Below are 22,426 nucleotides of genomic sequence, written 5' to 3' on the forward strand. Positions count from 1 at the left end.
TCCTATTTGATCTGTTTCCCTTTCAAGTTGAGGCCATAGCCGAATGGGTAAAGGGTTTGATTTGGATGAGTGACAGATGGGATATCAACTGGCAGTTTCCCTTTAGGTGATGCAGCTCCAAATATCACTTCTAGTCCAGCAGGAATATTTGGCTGATTGAATTGTCCGTTTGAGTAGCCTTTAAAACCGTACACAGCTAGTAAGGCATCGGCTTCTTCAAAATTTGCCGCATCATAAGGATTTCTAAGACTCATGATGACCATTTTTTTGTTTTGTGCTGCTGCTTCTTTCATGACAGCACGAGGGAAGGCGGTTGCCCATTTTTTCGGATCCTGGACATTGTCATCAATTACGCCATCATTCACTGCTGGATCATTTTGGACAACGTAAGAGCCAGTGATGACATAGTCAGCTTCTTGAATCAGTTTGGCTGTATCTTTGGTGAACGTTTTATCCGCAAAAGCATATGACTGGATGCTTACAGACTTGATCTTTTTTTGTTTCATGAGAGATTCGACTGTGACAGACATTGCTTTTGTCTGATCTTCGTAAGGTGCCATGACCACGATTTTGTCATTCTTTTTAGGCTTGAAAGGTAAGGTTTTTTTGTTGTTTTTAAGCAGGGTGATCCCTTCACGTGCCATTTTTTGTTCTGCTTTAAGGTGCGACTTTTTCCCAACGACTTGAGTGGCTTTTTTGATTTTTTTCTCAAGATTGATTGGTTTTTTGGAGGAAATAATGCCGCGTTTGATTTTCAATTGAAGATTTTTTTCGACAGATTCGTTGATCTGCGACATCGGAATCTCTTTCTTTAAAATTGCTTGTTTGACAGCATTGAATACATTCTCTAGGTTTTTCTCTGTTTTTAATGAGGTGACTGGTGCTGGCATGAGAGCGATGTCGACGCCTGCTTTAATGGCCATCACGACGGCTTCTTCCTGTCCGAAATTATCTGCAATCGCTTTCATATTTAGAGCGTCTGTCACAACAACACCTTGAAAGCCCATCTCTTCTTTTAATAAGTGTGTGATGACTTTTTTTGATAAGGTTGCTGGAACCATGATGTCCTCGCCATCTTTTTTGCTTCGATACGTTGTGTCATCAATGGCAGGAAATTGCACATGAGCGGTCATGACCATATCTGCACCAGCATTGATCGCTTGTTGGAACGGATACAGCTCAACCTTTTTTAAACGATCTAGGTCATGCTCTACGAGCGGCAAGCCGTAGTGACTATCGACGGCAGTATCACCATGTCCCGGGAAATGTTTTAGTGTGGAAATGGTCTTTTCCTTTTGAAGTCCTTTCATGGTTTGAAGGCCAAGTATAGAGACAAGAGCAGGATCAGAGCTAAAGGAACGGACACCAATGACGGGGTTGTTTGGGTTATTATTCACATCAAGCACAGGAGAGAAGTTTGTATTGATGCCTAAGGCGTTTAATTCTTTTCCGATGATTTTTCCTGTGTCATATGCATTTTTTTTGCTTCTAGAGGCACCAATCGACATATTTCCTGGGAAATGTGTTCCCTTTTGTAACCTTGTGACGATTCCGCCTTCTTGATCAATGGAAATGAGTAAAGGAATGTTTGGTGATGCTTTTTGAAATTCATGGGTGAGTTTCACGGTTTGTTTTGTATCAACGACATTCTCGGCAAATAAGATGACACCGCCTAGATGATATTTTTCTACAAGGTGAGATACTTCGTTATTCATCTTTGTGAAGCCTGTAGATGCGGATTCATCTTTTGTTTGCCAGTTGCGAAAGTCCGGCATGAGCATTTGACCTATCTTTTCATCCAGTGACATGTCTTGAACCATTTGTTTAGCGGTTGGCAGAGAGGCAGAGCTAACCTTTTCCGTTGGAATGGAAGAGGTTAGCAGGGCTAAAACCAGTGCAGCGGGGAAGAGAGCTTTCAACATCGAATTCCTCCTTTTACTGAAAAGATTCGTAGATTGCGGTCATGATGCTTCCATAAGTACCAGTTGGGAACAGGTCGCCTTCAAATTGATTAGGATTTGTTTCTGGTGAAACAACGGGTGAATGTTTCTTATTCGTCAGCAACACGACACCTAAATTGTGTTTAGGATCAATCAACGTCATGGTGCCGGTCCAGCCAGTATGCCCATAGGCTTCGTTACTTGCATATTTTCCAAACATCCATTCCATGTCAGTATGACCGTTTTTTCGCCAGCCTAGCCCGTAAGTTGGGTTCGTATCAGATGAGGCTGTAAAGAGATCGATAGAAGCCTGATCAAAGATGGTTGTTTTTCCATAGCCTCCTTTATTAAGCATCAGCTGAAGCAGCACGGCCATATCTGAGGTATTCGAGAAAAGTCCAGCGTGGCCGGAGATACCTGCCATTGAGTAATATGCTTTCTCGTCGTGTACTTCACCTAGCAGGGTGTACCGTCGGATGTTTTCAAAATCGATGACACCGTCTCGTGAATTGCCTAAACGTTCAGTTGCTGCAAAATGCTTCGGCTTGAACCCTTTTTGCAGCGGATTGAACATTGTATGTTTGAGACCTAGCGGCCGATAAATCGTTGACTCGACATATTGATCAAGAGGCATGCCTGTTTTCTTCTCGATGATCATGCCTAGCAGCATGTAATCAATGTCACTATAAATGTGCTGGGTACCTGGCTTGTATTGCAGCGGTATCTTTGGCAGCCATTTCATCGTTGTTTTTCTGTCTTGAGAATAAAAAGAGCCAGCTGTTTCTTTGCTATAAAATAAGACACTGGAAGGGAGACCCGCAGAATGGGTGAGAAGATCTTTTACCCTGAGCTGGTCTTTACCGGTTACTTTTGCATCAGGTTCATCCTGAAAATCTGGAAGGATGGTCTGTATTTTTTCGTTGACATCAAGTTTTTTCTCGTAGACAAGCTTTTGCAGGGCATAGTTGGTCGCATACATTTTTGTATTGGATGCCAGATCGAATAGTGTATCCTTTTTCATTTTTTTATACGATTTGAGCTCTGTTGTGCCATCGTATTTTTGCCGGTAGCCATAGGCTTTTTGATGGACGATTCTTCCGTCCTTGATAATGATGAGAGCGGCTCCTGGAAATCCTGCTTTGATGTCATTTTGAATCATTTGATCAACCTTCCTCAGCTGCCTGGAAGAAACACCTACTTGTTCCGGTCGTTTTGCTTTTTTTAAAACGGGATATTCTTCAGGTGCTGTTTTAGACAAAGACGATACAGGATGGGAGCTAGTTGCAAATGTTTGTACTGGTAACCCAAGGAGCATGAGCAGACATGTGATCAAAAGAAAACATTTCTTCAAGGTCTAAACCTCCTTATTGATTGTGATCCTCGAATTCAACAGCCATATCATCATGAAATCCAAATAAGTATGTGAAGAAAAATCCAGCAACATATGCGATAAATAGTCCAATTAAGTAAAGAAGCATTTGATGTGTGTTAACAATAAAGGTTAATGGAAGACCGGATACCCCGATGGCTTTCGTCGCAATTTGGAAGTAGGCTTGAAATGCGCCGCCGATTCCTGCACCAAGACAAGCGGTGAGAAATGGTCGTCCCAGCGGGAGTGTGACACCGAAAATGAGTGGTTCGCCAATGCCCAGCATCCCTGAAGGAAGTCCGCCAGCGATGGCTCTTTTGAGCTTTTTCTTTTTTGTTTTCATATAAATGGCGAATGCAGCGCCGACCTGTCCTGCACCGCCCATAGCGAGAATTGGCAGAAGCGGGTCATCTCCAATTGAATTGATGAGTTCCATATGAATCGGTGTCAGCCCTTGGTGAAGTCCTGTTACAACAAGTGGGAGGAAGGTAGCACCAAGAACAAATCCTGCGAAAATTCCGCCCATATTCAATAGATAAGTCAGTCCTGAGGTGATGGCATCAGATATAAATCCGCCGACTGGCATGAAGACAACGTACGTGAAAATACCTGTAATGAGCAGTGTGATGGTTGGTGTGACGATGATATCAAGTGATTGCGGGACGAAGCGTCTAATTCGGGTTTCCACAAGTGCCATAAAGATGGCGGCTAGAAGAACACCGATGAGTCCGCCTCTGCCTGGTAGAATATTTGTGCCAAATAACATAATGTCTGCGGAGGCTGGGTTAATAATGAGGATACCAGCTAATGCGCCTAATGCAGGAGAGCCTCCAAATTCCTTTGCGGCATTTGTTCCGACTAATATCCCGAGATAAGCGAAAAGTCCAGAACCGATAACCGTTAAAATAATCGCAGCTTGAGATTTTTCGTCAAGCCAGCCTGCTTGCACGATTGCTTTTGTTATTCCGGTAATCAGACCTGAGGCAACTAGTGCCGGAATAATTGGAATGAAAATGCTGGCAATCCGACGTAAGAACAGCTTGAACGGTGTGCGGTTCTTTTGTGAAATGGCTTGCTTGTTTTTTTGTGCTTCGTTGTTTAAATCATAAGAGCCAGAGGCATTTAGCAGCTCTTCAAACGCACTTGATACTTGGTTGACAACGCCAGTGCCTAAAATGATTTGAAGCGTTTCTGCTTCGACGACGCCAATGACGCCATCGAGTTCTTTGATTGCTGTGACGTGAACTTTTTCATTGTCCATCGGTGTAATTCGGAGCCTTGTCATACAATGTGTATGGGAAGAGATATTTTCAGAACCACCACAGAGTGAAAGAATGTCTTTCGCCAACTGCTGATATTTCTTTTGATGACTCATGTTGAATCCCCCTTTGATTTTCGTTTCATGGAGCGGATGGCATGCCTTGTCTTGTCAATATATTGGGCTGTCTCTTCATATTGACGAGAAGCTAAACTGAGGAACAAGACATCAATTAAGTAGAGCTGTGCCATTCTAGAGGAAGTGGCAGCACTGCGAAAAGGTGCTTCATTGGAACCGGACGTCGATAGGTGAACATCACATAAAGCAGAAACGCTTGTATGACCTGGATGTGTTAAAGCAATGGTTTTCACTTGGTTGTCTTTTGCAAGCTGAAGGGCTTGAATGATGTCTAACGTTTCTCCTGAAAAGGAGATACCAAACACAATGTCATTCTCTCCCGCATTTGCAATGACCGTAGATGCAATGTGCATGTCAGTGAAGGCTGTCGCTGCATAGTTAATTCTGAGAAATTTCTGCTGGGCATCAGCTGCGACGATGCCAGATGCACCAACACCGATAAAATGAATTTGGTTTGCATGCAGCAGTAATTGAACAGCCTTTTCTAAAGCATCTGCATTTAAAATAGAAGCGGTGTCCTTAATCGATTGAATCGAGTTTCCTGCTGTTTTTTGAATAATGGATTGAAGCGGTTCATCTTGTTCGATATCTCTGTAGCCTTGTTTATCGTCATGCATCAAGTCTCCAGCGATCCGCATTTTTAAATCGTGATAGCCATCCAGCCCGAGAGATTTACAAAGGCGGATGACTGCAGAGCTGCTTGCGCCGGCTGCCTGACTGATTTCGTGTACTGTACTTTTAATGACTTTGTCAGGATGGGCAAGGATATAGTCTGCAATGATTTTTTCAGATTGGGGAAGCTTTGATTTGATTGTGTGTAGTAGGGTAAGTCCACCTGCTGACATGAGCTCTGCCTCCTTTAGGATTGATAACGTGAGATCGCTTTGTCGATGTGGCCATTCGTTTTGTTGAGTAAATCTTTGGCTGTTTTCTTGTCTGTGTTTGTTTGGAGCATGACGATGGCCGTTTTGACTTCTAAGTCTGCTGCTTCAAGAGTCTTCACGGCTTGTTCGTAGGAAGCGTTTGTCACATGTTGAATGATGGTGATGGCGCGTTCTTTTAATTTATGATTGCTGACTTTTACATCAACCATCAGGTTTTCATATACTTTGCCTTGTCTAATCATGACAGACGTGGAAAGCATATTTAAAATCATTTTATGAGCGGATGCTGCTTTCATTCTTGTTGACCCAGTGATGGCTTCTGGTCCTACAATGACCTCAATGGCGCAATCTGCAAGCTCGCTAATTTCTGCTTGTTCATTGCAGCTGAGTGCTACTGTTTTAGCTCCAATCGACTTTGCATAGTTTAAAGCGCCGATGATATAAGGTGTCCTGCCGCTTGCGGCAATACCGACGACTGTATCTTTTGATGTCAGGTGGATGTGTACTAAATCCTGTTTGCCGGCTTCTTCACTGTCTTCCACATCTTCGGCAGCTTGAGAAAAAGCTGAGTCTCCGCCTGCCATGATGCCAACAATGACATCAGGTGAGACGCTATAGGTTGGGGGACATTCGACAGCATCCATTACGCCAATTCTGCCGCTTGTTCCGGCGCCTAAATAAATGAGTCTGCCTCCATTTGAGATGGATTCATAAGCAAAGTCACTTGCTGTTTTGACATGTGGAAGTACAAGGTTGACTGCTTGAGCGACCTTCATATCTTCTTCATTGATCATCTGGAGTATTTCAAGCGGATCTGCTTGAGAAATTCCCATTGTGTTGGGGTTTCTTGATTCTGTTGTCAAAGAACGCAGTTGAGATGGCTGCATGTGACATACCTCCTTATTTCTTCATTTTCAGTATATTGAGTATGATATGAAATTTCAATATTATATTTGAATATTGAAATTATATTTCAGTCAAATTGTTGAACGAATAGGGAGTAAATAGTTAGAAAATAAAAAAAATAAAAATCCCCTTTACAAAAGGGGGACAACCTGTATATAATAACTTTTGTCAGCTTCACGGAAACAACAAACTTGACAAACTGGCCCGTTGGTCAAGCGGTTAAGACACCGCCCTTTCACGGCGGTAACACGGGTTCGAATCCCGTACGGGTCACCATGATGTGGAGGATTAGCTCAGCTGGGAGAGCATCTGCCTTACAAGCAGAGGGTCGGCGGTTCGAGCCCGTCATCCTCCACCATATGCCGGTGTAGCTCAACTGGTAGAGCAACTGACTTGTAATCAGTAGGTTGGGGGTTCAAGTCCTCTTGCCGGCACTGTTTTTTCTTTATCAATTCCATATGTGGAGGGGTAGCGAAGTGGCTAAACGCGGCGGACTGTAAATCCGCTCCCTCCGGGTTCGGCGGTTCGAATCCGTCCCCCTCCACCATTTTTGGGCTATAGCCAAGCGGTAAGGCAACGGACTTTGACTCCGTCATGCGTTGGTTCGAATCCAGCTAGCCCAGTTAAGACACCTTTTTGAAAAAGGTGTCTTTTTTTATGTTGGCAGAGGGACTGTATAACTATTCAAAATGTTGTCGAGTTGAGTCAGAAGGCATCAAGAAAGTAAAATATAAGCATGAACGGAAAGGGGATGTACATATGGGAGAGCAAAAGAAGGTCACGATTATTGGAGTTCCAATGGACTTGGGTCAAACGAGAAGGGGCGTCGATATGGGCCCGAGTGCGATTCGTTGTGCAGGCGTAAAAGAAAAATTGGAAACGCTCTCATTTGATGTAGAGGATCTTGGAGATATTCCAGTTGAACAAAGAGATGATGAGAAAGGTTTATATACAAGTGAAAAGCTGAAGAATTTGACGGAGAATGCTGGTGCAAATCAGCTGCTTGCTGAGAAGGTTGACAGTATTGTGCAATCTGGTTCGTTTCCGCTCATTTTAGGCGGTGATCACAGCATTGCGATAGGCACACTTGCTGGGGTAGCCAAGCATTATGAAAACTTAGGTGTCATTTGGTATGATGCACACGGGGATTTGAATACGGAGGAAACCTCTCCTTCTGGAAATATTCATGGCATGCCGCTTGCTGTCAGTCTCGGTTTTGGACATGCAGATTTAACGAACATTGGCGGTTATTCGCCTAAATTGAAGCCTGAAAATGTCGTTATAATTGGTGCTCGATCTTTAGATGAAGGAGAGCGGGCATTGATTCGAGAGAAAGGCATTAAAGTGTATACGATGCATGAAATTGATCGTTTAGGGATGACAAGGGTGATGGAGGAAGCGATTGCGTATCTAAAGGAGAGAACCGATGGTGTCCATCTGTCGCTTGATTTAGATGGATTAGATCCAGCGGAATGCCCTGGTGTAGGTACTCCGGTAGCAGGCGGCATTAGTTACCGGGAGAGTCATCTCGCAATGGAGCTTTTAGAGGAGGCGGGTATTTTAACGTCTGCTGAATTTGTTGAAGTAAATCCGGTTTTAGATGAGAAAAACAAAACCGCTGAAGCGGCAGTTGCGTTAATTGGTTCATTAATGGGTGAAAAGCTATTGTAGGTAGAGCGGGACTTGTTCCCGTTCTTTTTTGTTTTGGGAAAATTTAAGGATATGTTAAGGTTTTTACCGGTTGATAAGCGTAACACACTGTCAAAAATTTGTTACACTATTTTTTAGAGGAGAATGAAACCTTTTGGAAAGAGGTTCGTATACATAAAGACCGGTGAAGGCAGAGGTTGAATATACTATGGACACAATGATTAAAAAGAGAATTAAGCAAGTGAAAAAAGGCGACCAGAACGCATTTGCAGACATCGTAGACCTGTATAAAGACAAAATTTATCAGCTGTGCTACCGTATGCTTGGGAATGCACACGAAGCGGAGGATATTGCGCAGGAGGCGTTTATTCGAGCCTATGTGAATATCGAAAGCTTTGATGTGAATCGTAAGTTTTCCACGTGGCTGTACCGCATTGCAACCAACCTGACCATCGACCGTATTCGCAAAAAAAAGCCGGATTATTATTTAGATGCAGAGGTGGCAGGAACAGAAGGATTAAATATGTATTCTCAAATTGCTGCTGATGGCATTTTGCCAGAGGATGAGGTGGTATCTCTTGAATTATCGAGTACCATTCAGCAAAAAATTCTAAGGTTACCCGACAAATATCGTTCGGTCATCGTATTAAAGTATATTGATGAACTCTCGTTAAAAGAAATTAGTGAGATTCTCAATATACCAGTTGGTACGGTGAAAACGAGAATACACAGGGGTAGAGAGGCTCTCCGGAAACAGTTGAGAGACCTTTGAGTGAGGTGATTTTGATGAGCTGTCAGGATAAAATCGTCCAGCTTATGCATCAGTATTTAGACGGGGACATTGAGCCCCAAGACGAAAAAGAATTAAAAAGCCATCTGCAATCGTGTGAGGAATGCCGTACTCATTTTCAACAAATTGAGAAATCCATCGCGCTAGTGCAGAGTACATCTCATATAGAAGCACCATCTGATTTCACTGCAAAGGTGATGGCAGGTCTTCCAAAGGAGAAAAAGCGTGTGTCGGTTCAAAGATGGATCAAAGCTCACCCGCTGATGGTAGCCGCTGCCCTCTTTCTCATTTTGATGGGAGGCAGTCTGTTTACAAGCTGGAATACCGATCATAATTTCAGTGTGTCAAAGCAGCCGAATCTCGTCGTTGAAAATGATACAGTGACCGTACCTAAAGGGGAAACCGTAAAAGGTGACATCACTGTCAAAAATGGCAAGCTGATTGTAGAAGGCAAGGTTGATGGAAATGTCACCGTCGTCAATGGGGAACAGCTGACTGCTTCTGCCGGACAAGTCACTGGTCAAATTAATGAAATTAATGAAGTGTTTGATTGGATCTGGTACAAAATGAAATCAACAGCACAAAACGTGATGCGGGTCATTGGTCCAGAGGAGCAAAAGTAACTCAAGCGGTTTAAGAGCAGTCTCTAAGGGGGGCTGCTCTTTTTCTATACATTGCTGAGATTCAAGCATACTAGCAAGTCAGCCAGATATGGCAACTATTTTCCTTGCTGAAACAAAATGTGGTATAATAGCCACGCTATGTATTGATACATAGGCTCTTTTTTTATTAAAAAATGCATCAAACGAAGAATAACTGAAAATTCTGGAGGACGAGGAAATGGCTTTAGGGGATATTCCTTTTTTGCAGTACCTCGGTAATGCTGTTGATATTCTCGTTGTTTGGTATGTGATATATAAATTAATGATGGTCATCCGCGGAACAAAAGCGGTTCAGCTTTTAAAGGGAATTGTGGTCATTGTTCTCGTCAGGATGGGAAGTGCGTATCTCGGTCTTAACACACTTCAATGGCTGATGGATCAAGCGATTACGTGGGGATTCCTTGCGATCATTATTATTTTTCAGCCAGAGCTAAGGAGAGCGCTTGAGCAGCTTGGGCGCGGCCGTTTCTTCTCAAGAAGCGGGACACCTGTAGAGGAACAGCAGCAGAAAACGATCGAGGCAATTACAAAAGCAATTAACTATATGGCGAAACGCAGAATCGGCGCGCTGCTGACAATTGAGCGCGATACCGGAATGAATGATTACATAGAGACAGGAATTCCTTTGAATGCAAAGGTGAGTTCAGAGCTGCTCATTAATATTTTCATTCCGAATACACCGCTTCATGACGGTGCTGTCATTATGAAGCGGGATGAGATTGCAGCTGCAGCTTGCTATTTACCGCTGTCAGAAAGCCCTTTTATCTCTAAGGAGCTTGGGACGCGTCATAGGGCGGCAGTTGGGATAAGTGAAGTGACAGACAGCTTAACTGTCATCGTTTCTGAGGAAACTGGCGGTATTTCTGTCGCAAGGAATGGTGATCTCCACCGAGAATTGACAGAAGAAGCGCTTGAAGAAATGCTGATTGCTGAATTTAGTAAGAACAGCAAAGATGCTTCCTCGACCAAATGGTATTGGAGGGGCAAGAAAAATGGATAAGATTTTGAATAATCGCTGGGCCGTTAAGCTTCTTGCATTGGTCTTCGCTTTATTGCTGTATGGTGCAGTCAATTCAGCGCAAGCGCCCACGCCGAAAAAAATCGGTGAATCCTTTTTCCCAACATCGACGACAGATGAAGCAACTTTAACCGACATTCCTGTTAAAGCGTATTATGATGACGAGAAATATGTCGTCACTGGTGTGCCGCAGACAGTCAATGTCACGATTAAAGGATCAACTAGTGCTGTGAAAACAGCAAGACAAACAAAGAATTTTGAAATTTACGCAGACATGCAGAACTTATCGACAGGTACACATAAAGTGGAGCTGAAGGCAAGAGATGTATCGAAGGGACTCACACTATCGATTAATCCATCTGTGACGACTGTGACGATACAAGAAAAAACGACAGCTGAATTTCCTGTTGAAACCGAGTTTTATAATCAAAATAAAATCAAAGACGGCTATTCACCTGAACAGCCCATTGTGAATCCGAAAAAGGTCACAGTTACTGGATCAAAGGACGTCATCGACAAAATTTCTGTCATTAAAGCTTTTGTAAACTTAGAAGATGTCGATCAGCAAATTGAAAAAGAAGCGAAGCTCACTGTGTATGATAGCAGCGGGAATGAGTTGCCAGTTGAAGTAAGTCCGTCCGTGGTGGATATTACGGTCCCAATCTCTAGTCCAAGCAAAAAGGTTCCTTTTAAAATTGAGCGGACGGGCAGCTTGCCAGAAGGGATCAGCATCTCAAGCATTGAGACAAGCCCGAGTGAGGTCACAGTGTACGGCTCTCAAAAGGTGCTGGATGCACTTGATTTTATTGATGGCGTCAAGCTGGACTTAAGCAAGATCAAAGATGATAAGGAGATTGATGCCGATATTCCCCTGCCAGATGGTGTGAAAAAGGTATCACCCGAAACTGTTAAGATCAAAGTGAAGGTTGCAACAGCTGAAGAAAAAAAGATCGATAATGTACCGATTTCTGTCGTGGGTTTGAGCAAGGATCTCACTTCTGATTTTGTGAGCCCCTCTTCTGGACGGCTCACGTTAACAGCAAAGGGATCAAAGAGTGCGATTGATAAACTAAAGGCTTCAGATGTTGAAGCCTATATCAATGCAGGGGACTTGAACGAAGGAACCCATGAGGTCAAAGTTCAAGTGAATGGTCCTCAAAATGTGACTTGGACATTATCGAGATCAAAGGTCAAAGTGAAACTCACTTCTACTGAAACAGAGGATCAGCCGGCTTCGACGAATGATCGGAAGAATCAAAAAGATCAACAAGATCCATCAACTGATGACGATGATCAGGGTGAGAAGAGTAAAGAAGAATCCACGCAAGATAAAGCAAAGAAAGAATCGAGTCAAAGACAGCGGGTCAAAGAAGATAAAAAAGAGGACGAAGCGTCCTCTTGAATGGTAAAAAAGGAGCGATTGAAACATGGGCAAGTACTTTGGAACTGATGGTGTAAGGGGTGTAGCGAATAGCGAATTAACGCCAGAGCTCGCATTTAAGGTTGGGAGATTTGGCGGCTATGTGCTCACGAAGGATAAAGAACGTCCAAAGGTACTCGTTGGTCGAGACACACGTGTATCTGGTCATATGTTAGAAGGAGCGCTTGTTGCAGGCTTACTTTCAATTGGAGCTGAAGTGATGCGTCTAGGTGTGATCTCAACTCCTGGTGTGTCTTATTTAACGAAGGCAATGGATGCTGAAGCGGGTGTCATGATTTCTGCTTCACACAATCCAGTTCAAGACAACGGCATTAAATTCTTCGGAGGTGACGGCTTTAAGCTGTCAGATGAACAGGAAAACGAAATTGAGCAGCTGATGGATCAGCCAGTCGATCAATTACCACGCCCGGTTGGAGCCGATCTTGGAACGGTGAACGACTACTTTGAAGGCGGTCAGAAATACCTGCAATTCTTAAAGCAGACAGCGGACGAGGATTTTACAGGTATTCACGTGGCGCTTGACTGTGCACACGGTGCAACCTCTTCTCTAGCGACACATTTATTTGCAGATTTAGATGCTGATGTGTCCACAATGGGAACATCTCCAAACGGATTGAATATCAATGATGGTGTAGGTTCCACTCATCCAGAGGCACTTTCTGCTTTTGTGAAGGAGAAGGGTGCAGATATTGGTCTTGCGTTTGATGGTGACGGTGACCGTTTAATTGCAGTCGATGAAAAAGGTGATATCGTAGACGGCGATCAAATTATGTACATATGTGCACGTTATTTGAAGGATGAAGGCCGGTTAAAGGATGACACCGTCGTGTCAACGGTCATGAGTAACCTTGGTTTCTATAAAGCGCTTGAGAAACAAGGCATTAAGAGCATTCAAACAGCTGTTGGTGACCGCTATGTGGTCGAAGCGATGAAAAAGGACGGCTATAATGTCGGCGGTGAGCAGTCAGGCCATTTGATTTTCCTTGATTACAATACGACAGGTGATGGCATGCTTTCTGCGATCATGCTTGTGAATACGCTCAAAGCGACAGGGAAAACATTATCAGAGCTTGCAGCGGAAATGGAAAAGTTCCCGCAGCTATTAGTGAATGTGAAAGTGTCTGATAAATATAAAGTAGAAGAAAATGAAAAAGTAAAAGCGGTGATCCAAGAGGTCGAAAAAGAGATGAATGGTGACGGCCGCATTCTTGTTCGTCCATCTGGAACAGAGCCGCTTGTACGTGTCATGGCAGAGGCGAAAACAAAAGAGCTGTGTAATGAATATGTGGCTCGAATTACAGCTGTTGTGAAAGAAGAAATGGGTATTGAGTAATAGATGAAAGCAAATCGCTAACAGCGGTTTGCTTTTTTTTCGAATAAGCGACATAAATGGATGGATTTGTACGAATCTTATAAGCGAGGGCAATTTGCCGCTGTCTTCATACATAGGAGAGCACATCAAAGGTAGAACGAGACAAGCCTCATCGCATATAGTGTATGGAGGTCTCACTTTCTCAAATGAAGGGGATCACCCGCACATTGTGATTGACGGAGGTCAGACCTTATAGTACAATCATCCTTGTGTTACTGGATTTTTATTCTATCAGGAAAGGCAGGGTAGATGTTCAGAAACTCTCTTATAATTATAGCGCCCGAACTAAGCGATCGGACGAAAGATGCTTAGTTGACGAGGATGGAGGTTATCGAATTTTCGGCGGATGCCTCCCGGCTGATCAAAAAAAGAGATCACAGCCGTAAGTGTTTCTTTAAAGCAAAGAGGTGACTCTTTGTACAAAGGGAATACACATGATCTCCCAAATTAAACATGTAGAGAGGGACGAAGAAATGTCCCTTCTATTTTAGTAGGCTTTCTTTGTCCCTTTCACATGATCGGGAGGAAGAATATTTATGTGTGGAATCGTAGGTTATATTGGTCAGAATGATGCGAAGGAAATCTTATTAAAAGGTTTAGAGAAGCTTGAGTACCGCGGGTATGATTCAGCAGGTATCGCTGTGGCAAACGAAGATGGCGTGCATGTGTTCAAAGAAAAAGGACGTATCGCTGAGCTTCGTGAAGTCGTGGATGCAAACGTGGCATCTTCAGCAGGAATCGGACATACACGCTGGGCAACTCACGGTGTACCAAGCCATCTAAATGCGCATCCGCATCAAAGTGCTTCTGGCCGTTTTACGCTTGTTCATAACGGTGTCATCGAGAACTATGTACAATTGACACGCGAATATTTACAAGACGTCACACTAAAAAGCGACACAGATACAGAGGTTGTTGTTCAAGTCATCGAACAATTTGTAAACAGAGGTCTTGATACAGAAGAAGCTTTCCGTCAAACGCTTCTTCAACTAAAAGGCTCTTACGCAATTGCTCTTTTCGATAACGAAAACAAAGAAACAATCTATGTGGCGAAAAACAAAAGCCCATTATTGGTTGGTTTCGGCGAAGATTTCAACGTTGTGGCTTCTGACGCAATGGCGATGCTTCAAGTAACAAACGAATATGCGGAATTAATGGATAAAGAAATGGTCATTGTTACTAAAGACGAGGTTATTATTAAAAACCTTGACGGTGATATCATGACACGTCCTTCTTATATCGCTGAGCTTGATGCAAGCGACATTGAGAAAGGCACATATCCTCACTACATGTTAAAAGAAACGGATGAACAGCCGCTTGTTATGCGCAAAATCATCCAAGAATATCAAGACGAAAACGGCAAACTGTCAGTCGCTGGCGATATCGCAAGCGCAGTAGCAGAAGCAGACCGCATTTACATTGTGGCTTGCGGAACGAGCTACCATGCTGGACTTGTCGGTAAACAATACATTGAAGACTGGGCAAAAGTACCTGTAGAAGTCCATGTAGCAAGTGAATTCTCTTACAACATGCCGCTTCTATCGAAAAAGCCGTTGTTCATCTTCCTTTCTCAATCTGGAGAGACTGCGGACAGCCGTGCTGTACTTGTTCAAGTCAAAGAACTTGGTCATAAAGCATTAACGATCACAAACGTACCAGGATCTACGCTTTCTCGTGAAGCGGACTTCACATTGCTTCTTCATGCAGGACCAGAAATCGCAGTGGCTTCAACAAAAGCCTACACAGCACAAATCGCTGTACTTGCAATCCTTGCATCAGTTGCAGCTGAATTAAACGGTCAATCTCTTGACTTTGATCTTGTCAAAGAGCTTGGTATTGTAGCAAACGCAATGGAAGCCCTTGTCGATCAAAAGGATGAAATGGAACAAATCGCTCGTGACTTCTTCACAGTGACACGTAACGCATTCTTTATCGGAAGAGGACTTGACTACTATGTGTGCCTTGAAGGTTCATTAAAACTAAAAGAGATCTCTTACATCCAAGCAGAAGGCTTTGCTGGCGGAGAACTCAAACACGGCACAATTGCTTTAATTGAAGAAGGCACACCGGTCATTGCCCTTGCAACACAAGAGCACGTGAACCTTAGCATTCGCGGTAACGTCAAAGAAGTCGTTGCACGCGGAGCAAACCCATGTGTCATCTCACTAAAAGGCCTAGAAGACGAAGGCGACCGTTTCGTCCTTCCAGCTGTACACCCAGCACTTGCACCACTTGCATCTGTTGTCCCATTACAGCTGATCGCTTACTACGCAGCCCTTCACCGCGGGTGTGATGTGGATAAACCACGTAACCTTGCGAAGAGTGTGACGGTGGAGTAGGTTTTAAATAAAATCGGATTTTTGATACCCCTTTAGATATAATTGTCTAAAGGGGTATTTTTGTGTCTAAAGAGCTGAATAAAATGAAAGATAGATTCGATAAAATCGTATATTTTCAAGGGAGCGGGTTCATTATGAGTGAATATTTAAATAAGGAAAAACGGGGAATTGTTTTTTTCTTCATCGTTTATATCGCATTGTTTATAAGCTCTTATTTGTTGATTGGCGGTCCTGCTACCATCGAAGGACCGGTTTGTGTATTTCTAGGATTCTGTTTCGTTCAATTTCATAAATATAGATCTTTCAAAAAAGATGCAGGTAATAAAAAGAGAATAGGCATACTAAGAGAGCAGCATATAGAGAAGGCCATACAGCTTGAATATTTTATAAAGAAAGAGAGAAAAACAAATGACCAAACATAAACTTTACACAATGAGTTTTGCAAAAGTATATCCTCTCTATATCGCAAAGGCAGAGAGAAAGGGAAAAACGAAAGCTGAAGTCGATACGATTATTTGTTGGTTAACAGGCTACAGTCCAGAAGAGCTGGAGGAACAGGTAGATAAACAGATAGACATTGAAACTTTTTTTGCTGAGGCTCCTGAGCTTCATCCTTCCCGTAGTTTAATCAAAGGAGTCATCTGTGGTGTACGGGTAGAGGACATTGAGGAAGAAACCATGAAAAATATTCGTTATCTAGATAAGCTGATTGATGAGTTAGCGAAAGGAAAGACGATGGAGAAGATTTTGCGAGGTTCATCATGAGAATAACAAGCAAGCCCAATGAACTAACCTTCACTGGGCTTTTTTATATCTTATAGATCAATCGATCGATAAAAATAAAATCCGTTTGAACGAATCCCCTCTTCATGTCGTCAAAAGAAGTGATATCAAAATAAATTGGTGTTTGAAAAGGGAGTGGCGTGGATGGATATGAAGATGATACTACCTCTTATTTTGCTGCAAGCGATTTTGATGGTGATTGGTTTGTTCGATTTGCTGAAAAGAGATCCATCGAGGATCAGAGGAGAGTTGAAGTGGGTTTGGGCTTTGGTGATTGTGTTTGTGGCCAGTGCCGGCCCTATTGCGTATTTCATTTTTGGTCGTAAACAATCTTAGTAGGGGGGATTCGCTTGAATATGTTGGAGTGTCACGGGCTGACGAAATCGTATGGACGGCATGAAGTGTTAAAAGATGTCTCGTTTTCTGTTGGGGAGGTTGGATGTGTCGGTTTTTTAGGAGCCAATGGAGCGGGGAAGACAACGACGATCCGGATTTTGACGGGGCTTGCTCGTCCTACTTCTGGGGTCGTGAAGGTGGCTGGTTTGGATGTCACAAAGGACATGGATCAAATCAGTCATGTGATTGGGTATTGTCCGCAGCATCCTGCATTTTATCAGGATATGACGGGGCAGGAGTGGATGCATTGGGTTGGCGGGTTATTTCATTTAGAGAAAAAAATCATTCGCTCCAAAACAGAGGAGCTGTTGAAGCTTTGCCGCATATATGAGGCGAAGGATCGTGCCATTGGCAGCTATAGCGGAGGCATGAAGCAGAGGCTTGCCATTGCGCAAGCGCTTATCAACAGCCCGAAGGTTCTCATCTTGGATGAACCTGTGTCTGCACTTGATCCCATGGGGAGAAAAGACGTTCTGACATTGATCGAGCGTCTGAAACAAGAGATGTTAATCTTTATGTCGACCCATATTTTAGATGACATTGAACGTGTGGCAGATCATATTATCATGATCAACAGTGGCAAAATTGAGATGTCTTCTTCCATGAAACAGATCAAAGAAGACTATATCCAGCCAGTGATTGAATTTCAATTAGAACAACAGGATACGAAATTATTGGCTTTGTTAAAGGAGCGGGATTGGGTGGAGGAATGCTTTGAGACAGGAGATGCTTATCAGGTGCGAGTGAACAATCAACAAATAGCATTGAAGGAGCTGCCTCGTCTCATCACTGAATCTGGCGGTGTTCTCCTCCATTATCGACTATCTAAGCTGACGCTTGAAGATATTTTCATGAAGGTTGTGAATGCATGATGATGTTGAAAAAGGAATTTAGGGAGTTATTCACTAGTTATAAAATGTTGTTTGTGCCAATCATTTTTACGATTTTAATGATTACGCAGCCTATTACGCTCAAAATGCTGCCGGATCTTCTATCGAAATCAGCTAATTTACCTGAAGGATCTACATTTTACATACCAGAGCCTAGTGCAGGAGAGGCTTTGGCGAGTGCATTGAGTAAATTTGATTCGCTAGGTGTGTTTATCCTGATTATGATCGTGATGGGGACGATCGCTGGAGAGCGTGCCTCTGGAGTAACCGCGATGATTATGGTGAAACCGATCAGTCGAACGAGTTACTATGTCTCGAAAATATGCGCCTATGCCTGTTTGACTTTGTTTAGTCTGGTGGTGGCGGTGCTTGCTTCTGTTTATTATGTGGACATTCAATTTGGTCATGTGGATTGGGTCAATGTGTTAAAAGGAACACTTCTTTATTATCCAAATTTATTGCTGATTGTGGTATCGACCATTTGTGCTTCGGCGTTCTTTCAACGTTCTGTCACAGCTGGCGGTGTGTCGCTTTTGATCAACCTTATTCTGTTTACCGTCCCTTCATTTTATGAAGAGACATTAGGGAAGTTTGCGCCTAAAGGCGTGACAAGTGCAGCCGAAGAGGTGATTCATAAGGGGACTTATTCGGATCAGGCATTTACAAGTTTTCTAGGTGTATCGGTATTGATTGTTTTCTTTTTTCTCATCGGATGGTTTCTTTTTAGAAAACAGGAATTATAGCAGGCTGTTGCGATTGTTTCTTCAGGTTTACCATGAGCATAAAAGTCTGAATACGGTAGAAAGTTTGATATGATGATAAAAATTGACTGTATTTTCAGAAAAGGGGTTTTTATTCATGAGAATATCACGTAATCCTGAGACCATTCACCCGCCACTTGCACCATATATCCATCAAATAGAGACAACTGGACCACAGCGGTGGCTAACCCTGTCAGGTCAGGTGGGAATAGAGGCGGATGGGAAAATCCCCGAAAGTCCGTTGGAGCAGCTCGAATTAGCGTTAGAGAATGTGAGACGAAATGTAGAAGCGGCAGATATGGCTGTGGAAGATATAACGAAACTAGTATTTTATCTCGTGGGAGAATTCGATGCTGAGAGCAGGAAACAAATTTTGGGGCAGTTTTTAGGCGATCATCTGCCTTGTATGACGATGATTTATGTGGTGGCATTGGCTTTTCCTGCTTTAAAGGTAGAGGTGGATGCTTGGGCGTGTCAGGAGATCGTTTTGGGTGAATAGATAAAAGATTGGGATGCTGCAACCCAATCTTTTTTTATTTTGTACATAATCTATTTTATTTTCCCGTTGTATATAGAATAGATTACCTCATTCCTATTACCTTGTTATTCTCTATATGGTAATATTAGGGTTAGAGATTAGTAGGTCTAATGACATTCGTTTTTTGATTTTATAACACACCATAGATAAGCATACATCACTCTAATCAAAGGGAGAGATTTGATGCCATTCATGGAGGTTCAGAATGTAAGCAAACGATATAGCAATGGTGATGGGGTAGAGGATTTGTCGTTTTCCATCGAAGCAGGTGAGGTTGTGGCACTGCTTGGGCCTAATGGCGCCGGGAAGACCACAACGATTCGGTGTGTAACGGGTCTATATAAACCAGATGGAGGGGAAATTCTCATAGAGGGTTTCCCGCCTGGTCATTCCCATGTTCAAAAACAAGTCGCGCTTATTCCTGATCACCCCTATTTGTATCCAGACCTAACGGTTGCTGAACATGTTCAATTCCGTGCACGTGGATATCATAAAGGCTTAAAACAGATCAAGGAAAAAGTATATGAAGCATTGAAAGAAGTACATATGGAAAAGAAGATGAATGAACTGTGTGGAAGGCTTTCAAGAGGCCAAAAGCAGCGTGTCGTCTTAGCAGGAGCCATTGTTCAAGATGCCTCCCTTTTTATATTAGATGAACCGACTGTTGGGTTAGATATACCGTCAAAACAGTGGCTGTCGGATTGGCTGAGACAAAAAAGCAGTCAAGGTGGGGCGGTCTTTGTGTCGACTCATAGTCTGGAGTTTGTCCTTGATACGGCCAGCAGGGTGGTATTGATCCGAGACGGTGCCATCATGAAGAGTATGGATGTTCCTCAAATAAAGGAAGAACAGGTTGAGTGGAGGGCAGAAGTTATTCAACTTTTGGGGGAGTGGTCAAGTGAATAACACACTCTCCCTTTTATGGATGAAATCTCAAAGGCGCTTGATCAGTAAAAATCAAGAAAAGAAAATGCCTTTTCTGATCTTACTTCTTTTCATAGCGGCAATTGGTTTTCAGCTAAGCGCAATTTCAAGTATGGGTGATTGGGATACAAGTGCAGCAGGATGGATCATTGTCTGTTTGTTTGTTCTTTATACGGGTTTTGGTTTGTTTACGAATCGGCTGCCTAGTCAGATGAACGATATCATTTGGTTATATGGAAATGGCACTTCTTTATGGACGGTTGTTATCAGTGTGTGGATGTATCATATTTTCTGGCGAGGGGCTCTTCTCATTATCTCTGCTTTGGCTGCGGATCTTCTTCTGTTTTTTATGACGCAGCAGTACCCGTTTCTGCTTGGCAAATCACTCATCCTGACAGGGCTGTTATGTTTGGTCGAAACTTGGATGATTGCGGTGTCTTGTGCTAGAACCATTAGAGTATACAAGCGACTGCTCTTACTCGGCTTTGTATTGATGTTTTTCAGCTATGCACTGCTTGTTTTGAATCAATTAATGATGAAACAGCCCTCATTGATGAACATTGCTGATTCTTTGATGTTTCAAGCTGGACGTATGATCGAAGAGTTCTCCATTCTTTCTGTCTTCATCTTTATTGGAGTGATGTTCCTATCTTTCATGATGATGTACAGGGCTAGTCATCGTTTAGAGATGAAGGAGTCTTTAGTCAAGGAGGCAGTATTTTGGGAGGAATTTGAGGGAAAACATATTCAATCAAGTCCAATGGTTCAAAAAAAGGGCAAGACATGGTGGGGACTTCCGGCATTAACGGGCATTTGGGCTTTTCTTTGGATTGAATTATTGCTGATAAAAAAATATATCACCTTCCATGTGCTATTTACCATGCTGTTAATTGGTACTTACTATGTCGTCTTTACTTATTTTTCAGATTGGCTGAATCTATTCTTGATCGTCATCGCGGCATCCGTTCTTTTTAGTTCATATTATGCAGGGATTGTAAGACACGCACAAACAGGAGTGCTCTACCTTTTTCCAGGTGCTTTATATCAAAAAATCATTCTGTTAGAAGTGTTTCAAACCTTTTGGCTGTATGCGTTCTACTTGATTTCTCTTTATTTGGCTGAAATTCAGGATGTATTGTATTGGACCTTATTTGGTGGAGGAGTTTATATATGGTTTTTGGCCATACGGCTCTTTGCCTTTATGCAGCCTCTGAGACGAGAAAGGAGTTTTGCTTTGGCCACCTATTATCGATCCTTGCTATTTGCGTCTGTGATCAGTGCTATGGTCATTATTATCGTTCATCTCATCACTGAAGGCTTGTTGACTACAATTGTATCCCTAGTGGCTGGGGCTGGATTTTATGTGCTTTGTTATCGATACCGTGCGGTTCATTAAAAAGAGGAGTTGATTGTAAATGAAACCAGAAAATAAGCTGTCTCAATCCGTTCAACAATTGGCCAATACAAATGAAGTAACGATCGTTCAAGCAATAGGTGATTTAAGAAAATATGGAAAAGATGCAGTGCCCGTCCTTGTTGAGGCTTTAAAAGAAAAAGGCTCTCTGCGGAACATTGCAGCAGCTGTACTTGGTGAATTTGGAGCAGATGCGGGGGACGCAGCAGAACCGCTAGCTCGGCTATTAGAAAGTGACGAAGAAGATACAAGAATGGCCGCTGCCATGTCACTCATGAGGATTGGGAAACCTAGCTTGCCATTTCTTCTGGCACTTGCTAAACGTTATGAGGGACCTACTTGTTTCTGGGCATCATGGTGTATCTCTTGGATTGATCCATCAAAAATTGAAAAAAACATGTACGAATGCTTAAAACAAGAACAAGAAAATCCAACAGGCAGCGTCACTCCTTTTGCTGCTGAGGAAGCATTAGGAAAAATCATCGCCTTTCAGCTAAAAGATAAGGGGGATGTATAGTGGGAACGCAGAAACTCAACTGGCCTGAGAATCTTCCTTGGATTTACCCTTCAGATCAAAGGAGTGTACCTAAGGGACAGCATCAGCTTCTTTATTTTTGGTCAGTCAATTGTCCTCATTGTGAAGAATTAACCAATCATATCCTACAACGTGTGAATGAGCTGGGTATTCATTTAACCTGTGTCCATGTTCCATATACAGAAGAGGAAAAATCGGCAGATGTTGTTTCAGAGTATGCAGAGGAAAAGAATATGAACGCTCCTATTGTATTGGATCAAGATTATGAGATTGTTTCAAAGTATAAGATTCAAGGATTACCTAGCTTTTGCCTCTTTGATCAAGAGGGGCAGTTAATAGATCGAAAAATGGGAGATACCGGCTGGGAAAGAATATTGAAAAAGTTAGAAAAACATTCAATTGGATAAACAGTGGAGGA

General features: G+C 42.8%; 22 protein-coding genes and 5 tRNA genes. 22 read left to right on the forward strand and 5 right to left on the reverse strand.

Annotated features, from left to right (window positions below):
- Positions 1 to 2: 2 nt before the first annotated feature.
- The 5 genes from MHB41_RS01010 to murQ are packed head-to-tail and all read right to left on the reverse strand — an operon-like array spanning position 3 to position 6,476.
- Positions 3 to 1,922: a glycoside hydrolase family 3 protein gene (locus MHB41_RS01010; protein WP_061110479.1), complete on the reverse strand. Its 1,920-nt coding sequence runs from the start codon at positions 1,920 to 1,922 to the stop codon at positions 3 to 5.
- A gap of 13 nt (positions 1,923 to 1,935) precedes the next feature.
- Entirely contained in the window at positions 1,936 to 3,291 is a 1,356-nt protein-coding gene (gene pbp4b, locus MHB41_RS01015; RefSeq protein WP_034283923.1) for a penicillin binding protein PBP4B, read from the reverse strand.
- 13 nt (positions 3,292 to 3,304) lie between these two features.
- Positions 3,305 to 4,684 carry a PTS transporter subunit EIIC gene (locus MHB41_RS01020; protein WP_034283921.1) on the reverse strand — a complete coding sequence of 460 codons (1,380 nt, stop codon included), beginning with the start codon at positions 4,682 to 4,684 and terminating at the stop codon, positions 3,305 to 3,307.
- Positions 4,681 to 5,550 (reverse strand): MurR/RpiR family transcriptional regulator, encoded by an 870-nt coding sequence (locus tag MHB41_RS01025; protein ID WP_034283920.1) that lies wholly within the window; start codon positions 5,548 to 5,550, stop codon positions 4,681 to 4,683. Before MHB41_RS01025 ends, MHB41_RS01020 begins: the two co-directional genes overlap by 4 nt.
- A gap of 14 nt (positions 5,551 to 5,564) precedes the next feature.
- Positions 5,565 to 6,476 (reverse strand): N-acetylmuramic acid 6-phosphate etherase, encoded by a 912-nt coding sequence (gene murQ, locus MHB41_RS01030; protein ID WP_041115366.1) that lies wholly within the window; start codon positions 6,474 to 6,476, stop codon positions 5,565 to 5,567.
- A 220-nt stretch (positions 6,477 to 6,696) separates the two neighbouring features.
- On the opposite strand from murQ, the gene MHB41_RS01035 reads away from it, so the two are divergent.
- The 22 genes from MHB41_RS01035 (at position 6,697) to MHB41_RS01140 (ending at position 22,415) form a co-directional block, all read left to right on the forward strand.
- Positions 6,697 to 6,771, forward strand: a tRNA-Glu gene (locus MHB41_RS01035).
- Positions 6,772 to 6,777: 6 nt separating this feature from the next.
- A tRNA-Val gene (locus tag MHB41_RS01040) sits at positions 6,778 to 6,853 on the forward strand.
- A 3-nt stretch (positions 6,854 to 6,856) separates the two neighbouring features.
- A tRNA-Thr gene (locus tag MHB41_RS01045) sits at positions 6,857 to 6,929 on the forward strand.
- Between the two features lie 28 nt (positions 6,930 to 6,957).
- Positions 6,958 to 7,042 (forward strand) — tRNA-Tyr (locus tag MHB41_RS01050).
- A gap of 4 nt (positions 7,043 to 7,046) precedes the next feature.
- Positions 7,047 to 7,118 (forward strand) — tRNA-Gln (locus MHB41_RS01055).
- 136 nt (positions 7,119 to 7,254) lie between these two features.
- On the forward strand, positions 7,255 to 8,166 hold the full coding sequence (gene rocF / locus MHB41_RS01060; protein ID WP_024424450.1) for an arginase: 912 nt from the start codon (positions 7,255 to 7,257) through the stop codon (positions 8,164 to 8,166).
- Between the two features lie 187 nt (positions 8,167 to 8,353).
- Complete coding sequence (sigW, locus tag MHB41_RS01065) at positions 8,354 to 8,917, forward strand: RNA polymerase sigma factor SigW (protein WP_024424449.1); 564 nt, start codon at positions 8,354 to 8,356, stop codon at positions 8,915 to 8,917.
- Between the two features lie 14 nt (positions 8,918 to 8,931).
- Positions 8,932 to 9,558: an anti-sigma-W factor RsiW gene (rsiW, locus tag MHB41_RS01070; RefSeq protein WP_034284245.1), complete on the forward strand. Its 627-nt coding sequence runs from the start codon at positions 8,932 to 8,934 to the stop codon at positions 9,556 to 9,558.
- 217 nt (positions 9,559 to 9,775) lie between these two features.
- Positions 9,776 to 10,597, forward strand: a complete 822-nt coding sequence (cdaA, locus tag MHB41_RS01075) for a diadenylate cyclase CdaA (protein ID WP_008344027.1) — start codon at positions 9,776 to 9,778, stop codon at positions 10,595 to 10,597.
- Positions 10,590 to 12,017, forward strand: a complete 1,428-nt coding sequence (locus MHB41_RS01080; protein WP_340899510.1) for a YbbR-like domain-containing protein — start codon at positions 10,590 to 10,592, stop codon at positions 12,015 to 12,017. Before cdaA ends, MHB41_RS01080 begins: the two co-directional genes overlap by 8 nt.
- 25 nt (positions 12,018 to 12,042) lie before the next feature.
- Entirely contained in the window at positions 12,043 to 13,389 is a 1,347-nt protein-coding gene (gene glmM / locus MHB41_RS01085; protein WP_034284242.1) for a phosphoglucosamine mutase, read from the forward strand.
- Positions 13,390 to 13,964: 575 nt separating this feature from the next.
- Positions 13,965 to 15,767, forward strand: a complete 1,803-nt coding sequence (glmS, locus tag MHB41_RS01090) for a glutamine--fructose-6-phosphate transaminase (isomerizing) (protein ID WP_007498541.1) — start codon at positions 13,965 to 13,967, stop codon at positions 15,765 to 15,767.
- Positions 15,768 to 15,829: 62 nt separating this feature from the next.
- Positions 15,830 to 16,189 (forward strand): hypothetical protein, encoded by a 360-nt coding sequence (locus tag MHB41_RS01095; protein WP_041115362.1) that lies wholly within the window; start codon positions 15,830 to 15,832, stop codon positions 16,187 to 16,189.
- Positions 16,176 to 16,532: a DUF2200 domain-containing protein gene (locus MHB41_RS01100; RefSeq protein ID WP_041115361.1), complete on the forward strand. Its 357-nt coding sequence runs from the start codon at positions 16,176 to 16,178 to the stop codon at positions 16,530 to 16,532. Before MHB41_RS01095 ends, MHB41_RS01100 begins: the two co-directional genes overlap by 14 nt.
- Positions 16,533 to 16,694: 162 nt before the next feature.
- A complete protein-coding gene (locus MHB41_RS01105) occupies positions 16,695 to 16,886 on the forward strand; it encodes a PLD nuclease N-terminal domain-containing protein (RefSeq protein ID WP_041115359.1) in 192 nt (63 codons plus the stop codon).
- A gap of 14 nt (positions 16,887 to 16,900) precedes the next feature.
- On the forward strand, positions 16,901 to 17,818 hold the full coding sequence (locus MHB41_RS01110; RefSeq protein WP_041115357.1) for an ABC transporter ATP-binding protein: 918 nt from the start codon (positions 16,901 to 16,903) through the stop codon (positions 17,816 to 17,818).
- Entirely contained in the window at positions 17,815 to 18,579 is a 765-nt protein-coding gene (locus MHB41_RS01115; protein ID WP_041115355.1) for an ABC transporter permease subunit, read from the forward strand. Before MHB41_RS01110 ends, MHB41_RS01115 begins: the two co-directional genes overlap by 4 nt.
- A 115-nt stretch (positions 18,580 to 18,694) precedes the next feature.
- Positions 18,695 to 19,096, forward strand: coding sequence for a RidA family protein (locus MHB41_RS01120; protein ID WP_340899507.1), 402 nt, complete (start codon positions 18,695 to 18,697; stop codon positions 19,094 to 19,096).
- A 222-nt stretch (positions 19,097 to 19,318) separates the two neighbouring features.
- Positions 19,319 to 20,041, forward strand: a complete 723-nt coding sequence (locus MHB41_RS01125; RefSeq protein WP_340899505.1) for an ABC transporter ATP-binding protein — start codon at positions 19,319 to 19,321, stop codon at positions 20,039 to 20,041.
- Positions 20,034 to 21,455: a sporulation killing factor system integral membrane protein gene (skfF, locus tag MHB41_RS01130; RefSeq protein WP_340899503.1), complete on the forward strand. Its 1,422-nt coding sequence runs from the start codon at positions 20,034 to 20,036 to the stop codon at positions 21,453 to 21,455. Before MHB41_RS01125 ends, skfF begins: the two co-directional genes overlap by 8 nt.
- A gap of 19 nt (positions 21,456 to 21,474) precedes the next feature.
- Positions 21,475 to 21,990, forward strand: coding sequence for a HEAT repeat domain-containing protein (locus MHB41_RS01135; RefSeq protein WP_340899501.1), 516 nt, complete (start codon positions 21,475 to 21,477; stop codon positions 21,988 to 21,990).
- Complete coding sequence (locus MHB41_RS01140; protein ID WP_061110466.1) at positions 21,990 to 22,415, forward strand: TlpA disulfide reductase family protein; 426 nt, start codon at positions 21,990 to 21,992, stop codon at positions 22,413 to 22,415. Before MHB41_RS01135 ends, MHB41_RS01140 begins: the two co-directional genes overlap by 1 nt.
- The last annotated feature ends 11 nt before the right edge of the window (positions 22,416 to 22,426 follow it).

Origin of the sequence: Bacillus sp. FSL H7-0578 (assembly GCF_038630855.1) — a bacterium.
Lineage (GTDB): Bacteria > Bacillota > Bacilli > Bacillales > Bacillaceae > Bacillus > Bacillus safensis.

What these genes read in the sequence shown, in the direction of transcription:
- MHB41_RS01135 (WP_340899501.1), top strand. Translation starts at nt 21,475, where the DNA reads ATGAAACCAGAAAATAAGCTGTCTCAATCCGTTCAACAATTGGCCAAT.
- MHB41_RS01080 (WP_340899510.1), top strand. Translation starts at nt 10,590, where the DNA reads ATGGATAAGATTTTGAATAATCGCTGGGCCGTTAAGCTTCTTGCATTG.
- glmS (WP_007498541.1), top strand. Translation starts at nt 13,965, where the DNA reads ATGTGTGGAATCGTAGGTTATATTGGTCAGAATGATGCGAAGGAAATC.
- MHB41_RS01020 (WP_034283921.1), bottom strand. Translation starts at nt 4,684, where the DNA reads ATGAGTCATCAAAAGAAATATCAGCAGTTGGCGAAAGACATTCTTTCA.
- MHB41_RS01115 (WP_041115355.1), top strand. Translation starts at nt 17,815, where the DNA reads ATGATGATGTTGAAAAAGGAATTTAGGGAGTTATTCACTAGTTATAAA.
- MHB41_RS01120 (WP_340899507.1), top strand. Translation starts at nt 18,695, where the DNA reads ATGAGAATATCACGTAATCCTGAGACCATTCACCCGCCACTTGCACCA.
- rsiW (WP_034284245.1), top strand. Translation starts at nt 8,932, where the DNA reads ATGAGCTGTCAGGATAAAATCGTCCAGCTTATGCATCAGTATTTAGAC.
- sigW (WP_024424449.1), top strand. Translation starts at nt 8,354, where the DNA reads ATGGACACAATGATTAAAAAGAGAATTAAGCAAGTGAAAAAAGGCGAC.
- MHB41_RS01010 (WP_061110479.1), bottom strand. Translation starts at nt 1,922, where the DNA reads ATGTTGAAAGCTCTCTTCCCCGCTGCACTGGTTTTAGCCCTGCTAACC.
- murQ (WP_041115366.1), bottom strand. Translation starts at nt 6,476, where the DNA reads ATGCAGCCATCTCAACTGCGTTCTTTGACAACAGAATCAAGAAACCCC.
- glmM (WP_034284242.1), top strand. Translation starts at nt 12,043, where the DNA reads ATGGGCAAGTACTTTGGAACTGATGGTGTAAGGGGTGTAGCGAATAGC.
- MHB41_RS01025 (WP_034283920.1), bottom strand. Translation starts at nt 5,550, where the DNA reads ATGTCAGCAGGTGGACTTACCCTACTACACACAATCAAATCAAAGCTT.
- MHB41_RS01100 (WP_041115361.1), top strand. Translation starts at nt 16,176, where the DNA reads ATGACCAAACATAAACTTTACACAATGAGTTTTGCAAAAGTATATCCT.
- MHB41_RS01125 (WP_340899505.1), top strand. Translation starts at nt 19,319, where the DNA reads ATGCCATTCATGGAGGTTCAGAATGTAAGCAAACGATATAGCAATGGT.
- cdaA (WP_008344027.1), top strand. Translation starts at nt 9,776, where the DNA reads ATGGCTTTAGGGGATATTCCTTTTTTGCAGTACCTCGGTAATGCTGTT.
- MHB41_RS01105 (WP_041115359.1), top strand. Translation starts at nt 16,695, where the DNA reads ATGGATATGAAGATGATACTACCTCTTATTTTGCTGCAAGCGATTTTG.
- rocF (WP_024424450.1), top strand. Translation starts at nt 7,255, where the DNA reads ATGGGAGAGCAAAAGAAGGTCACGATTATTGGAGTTCCAATGGACTTG.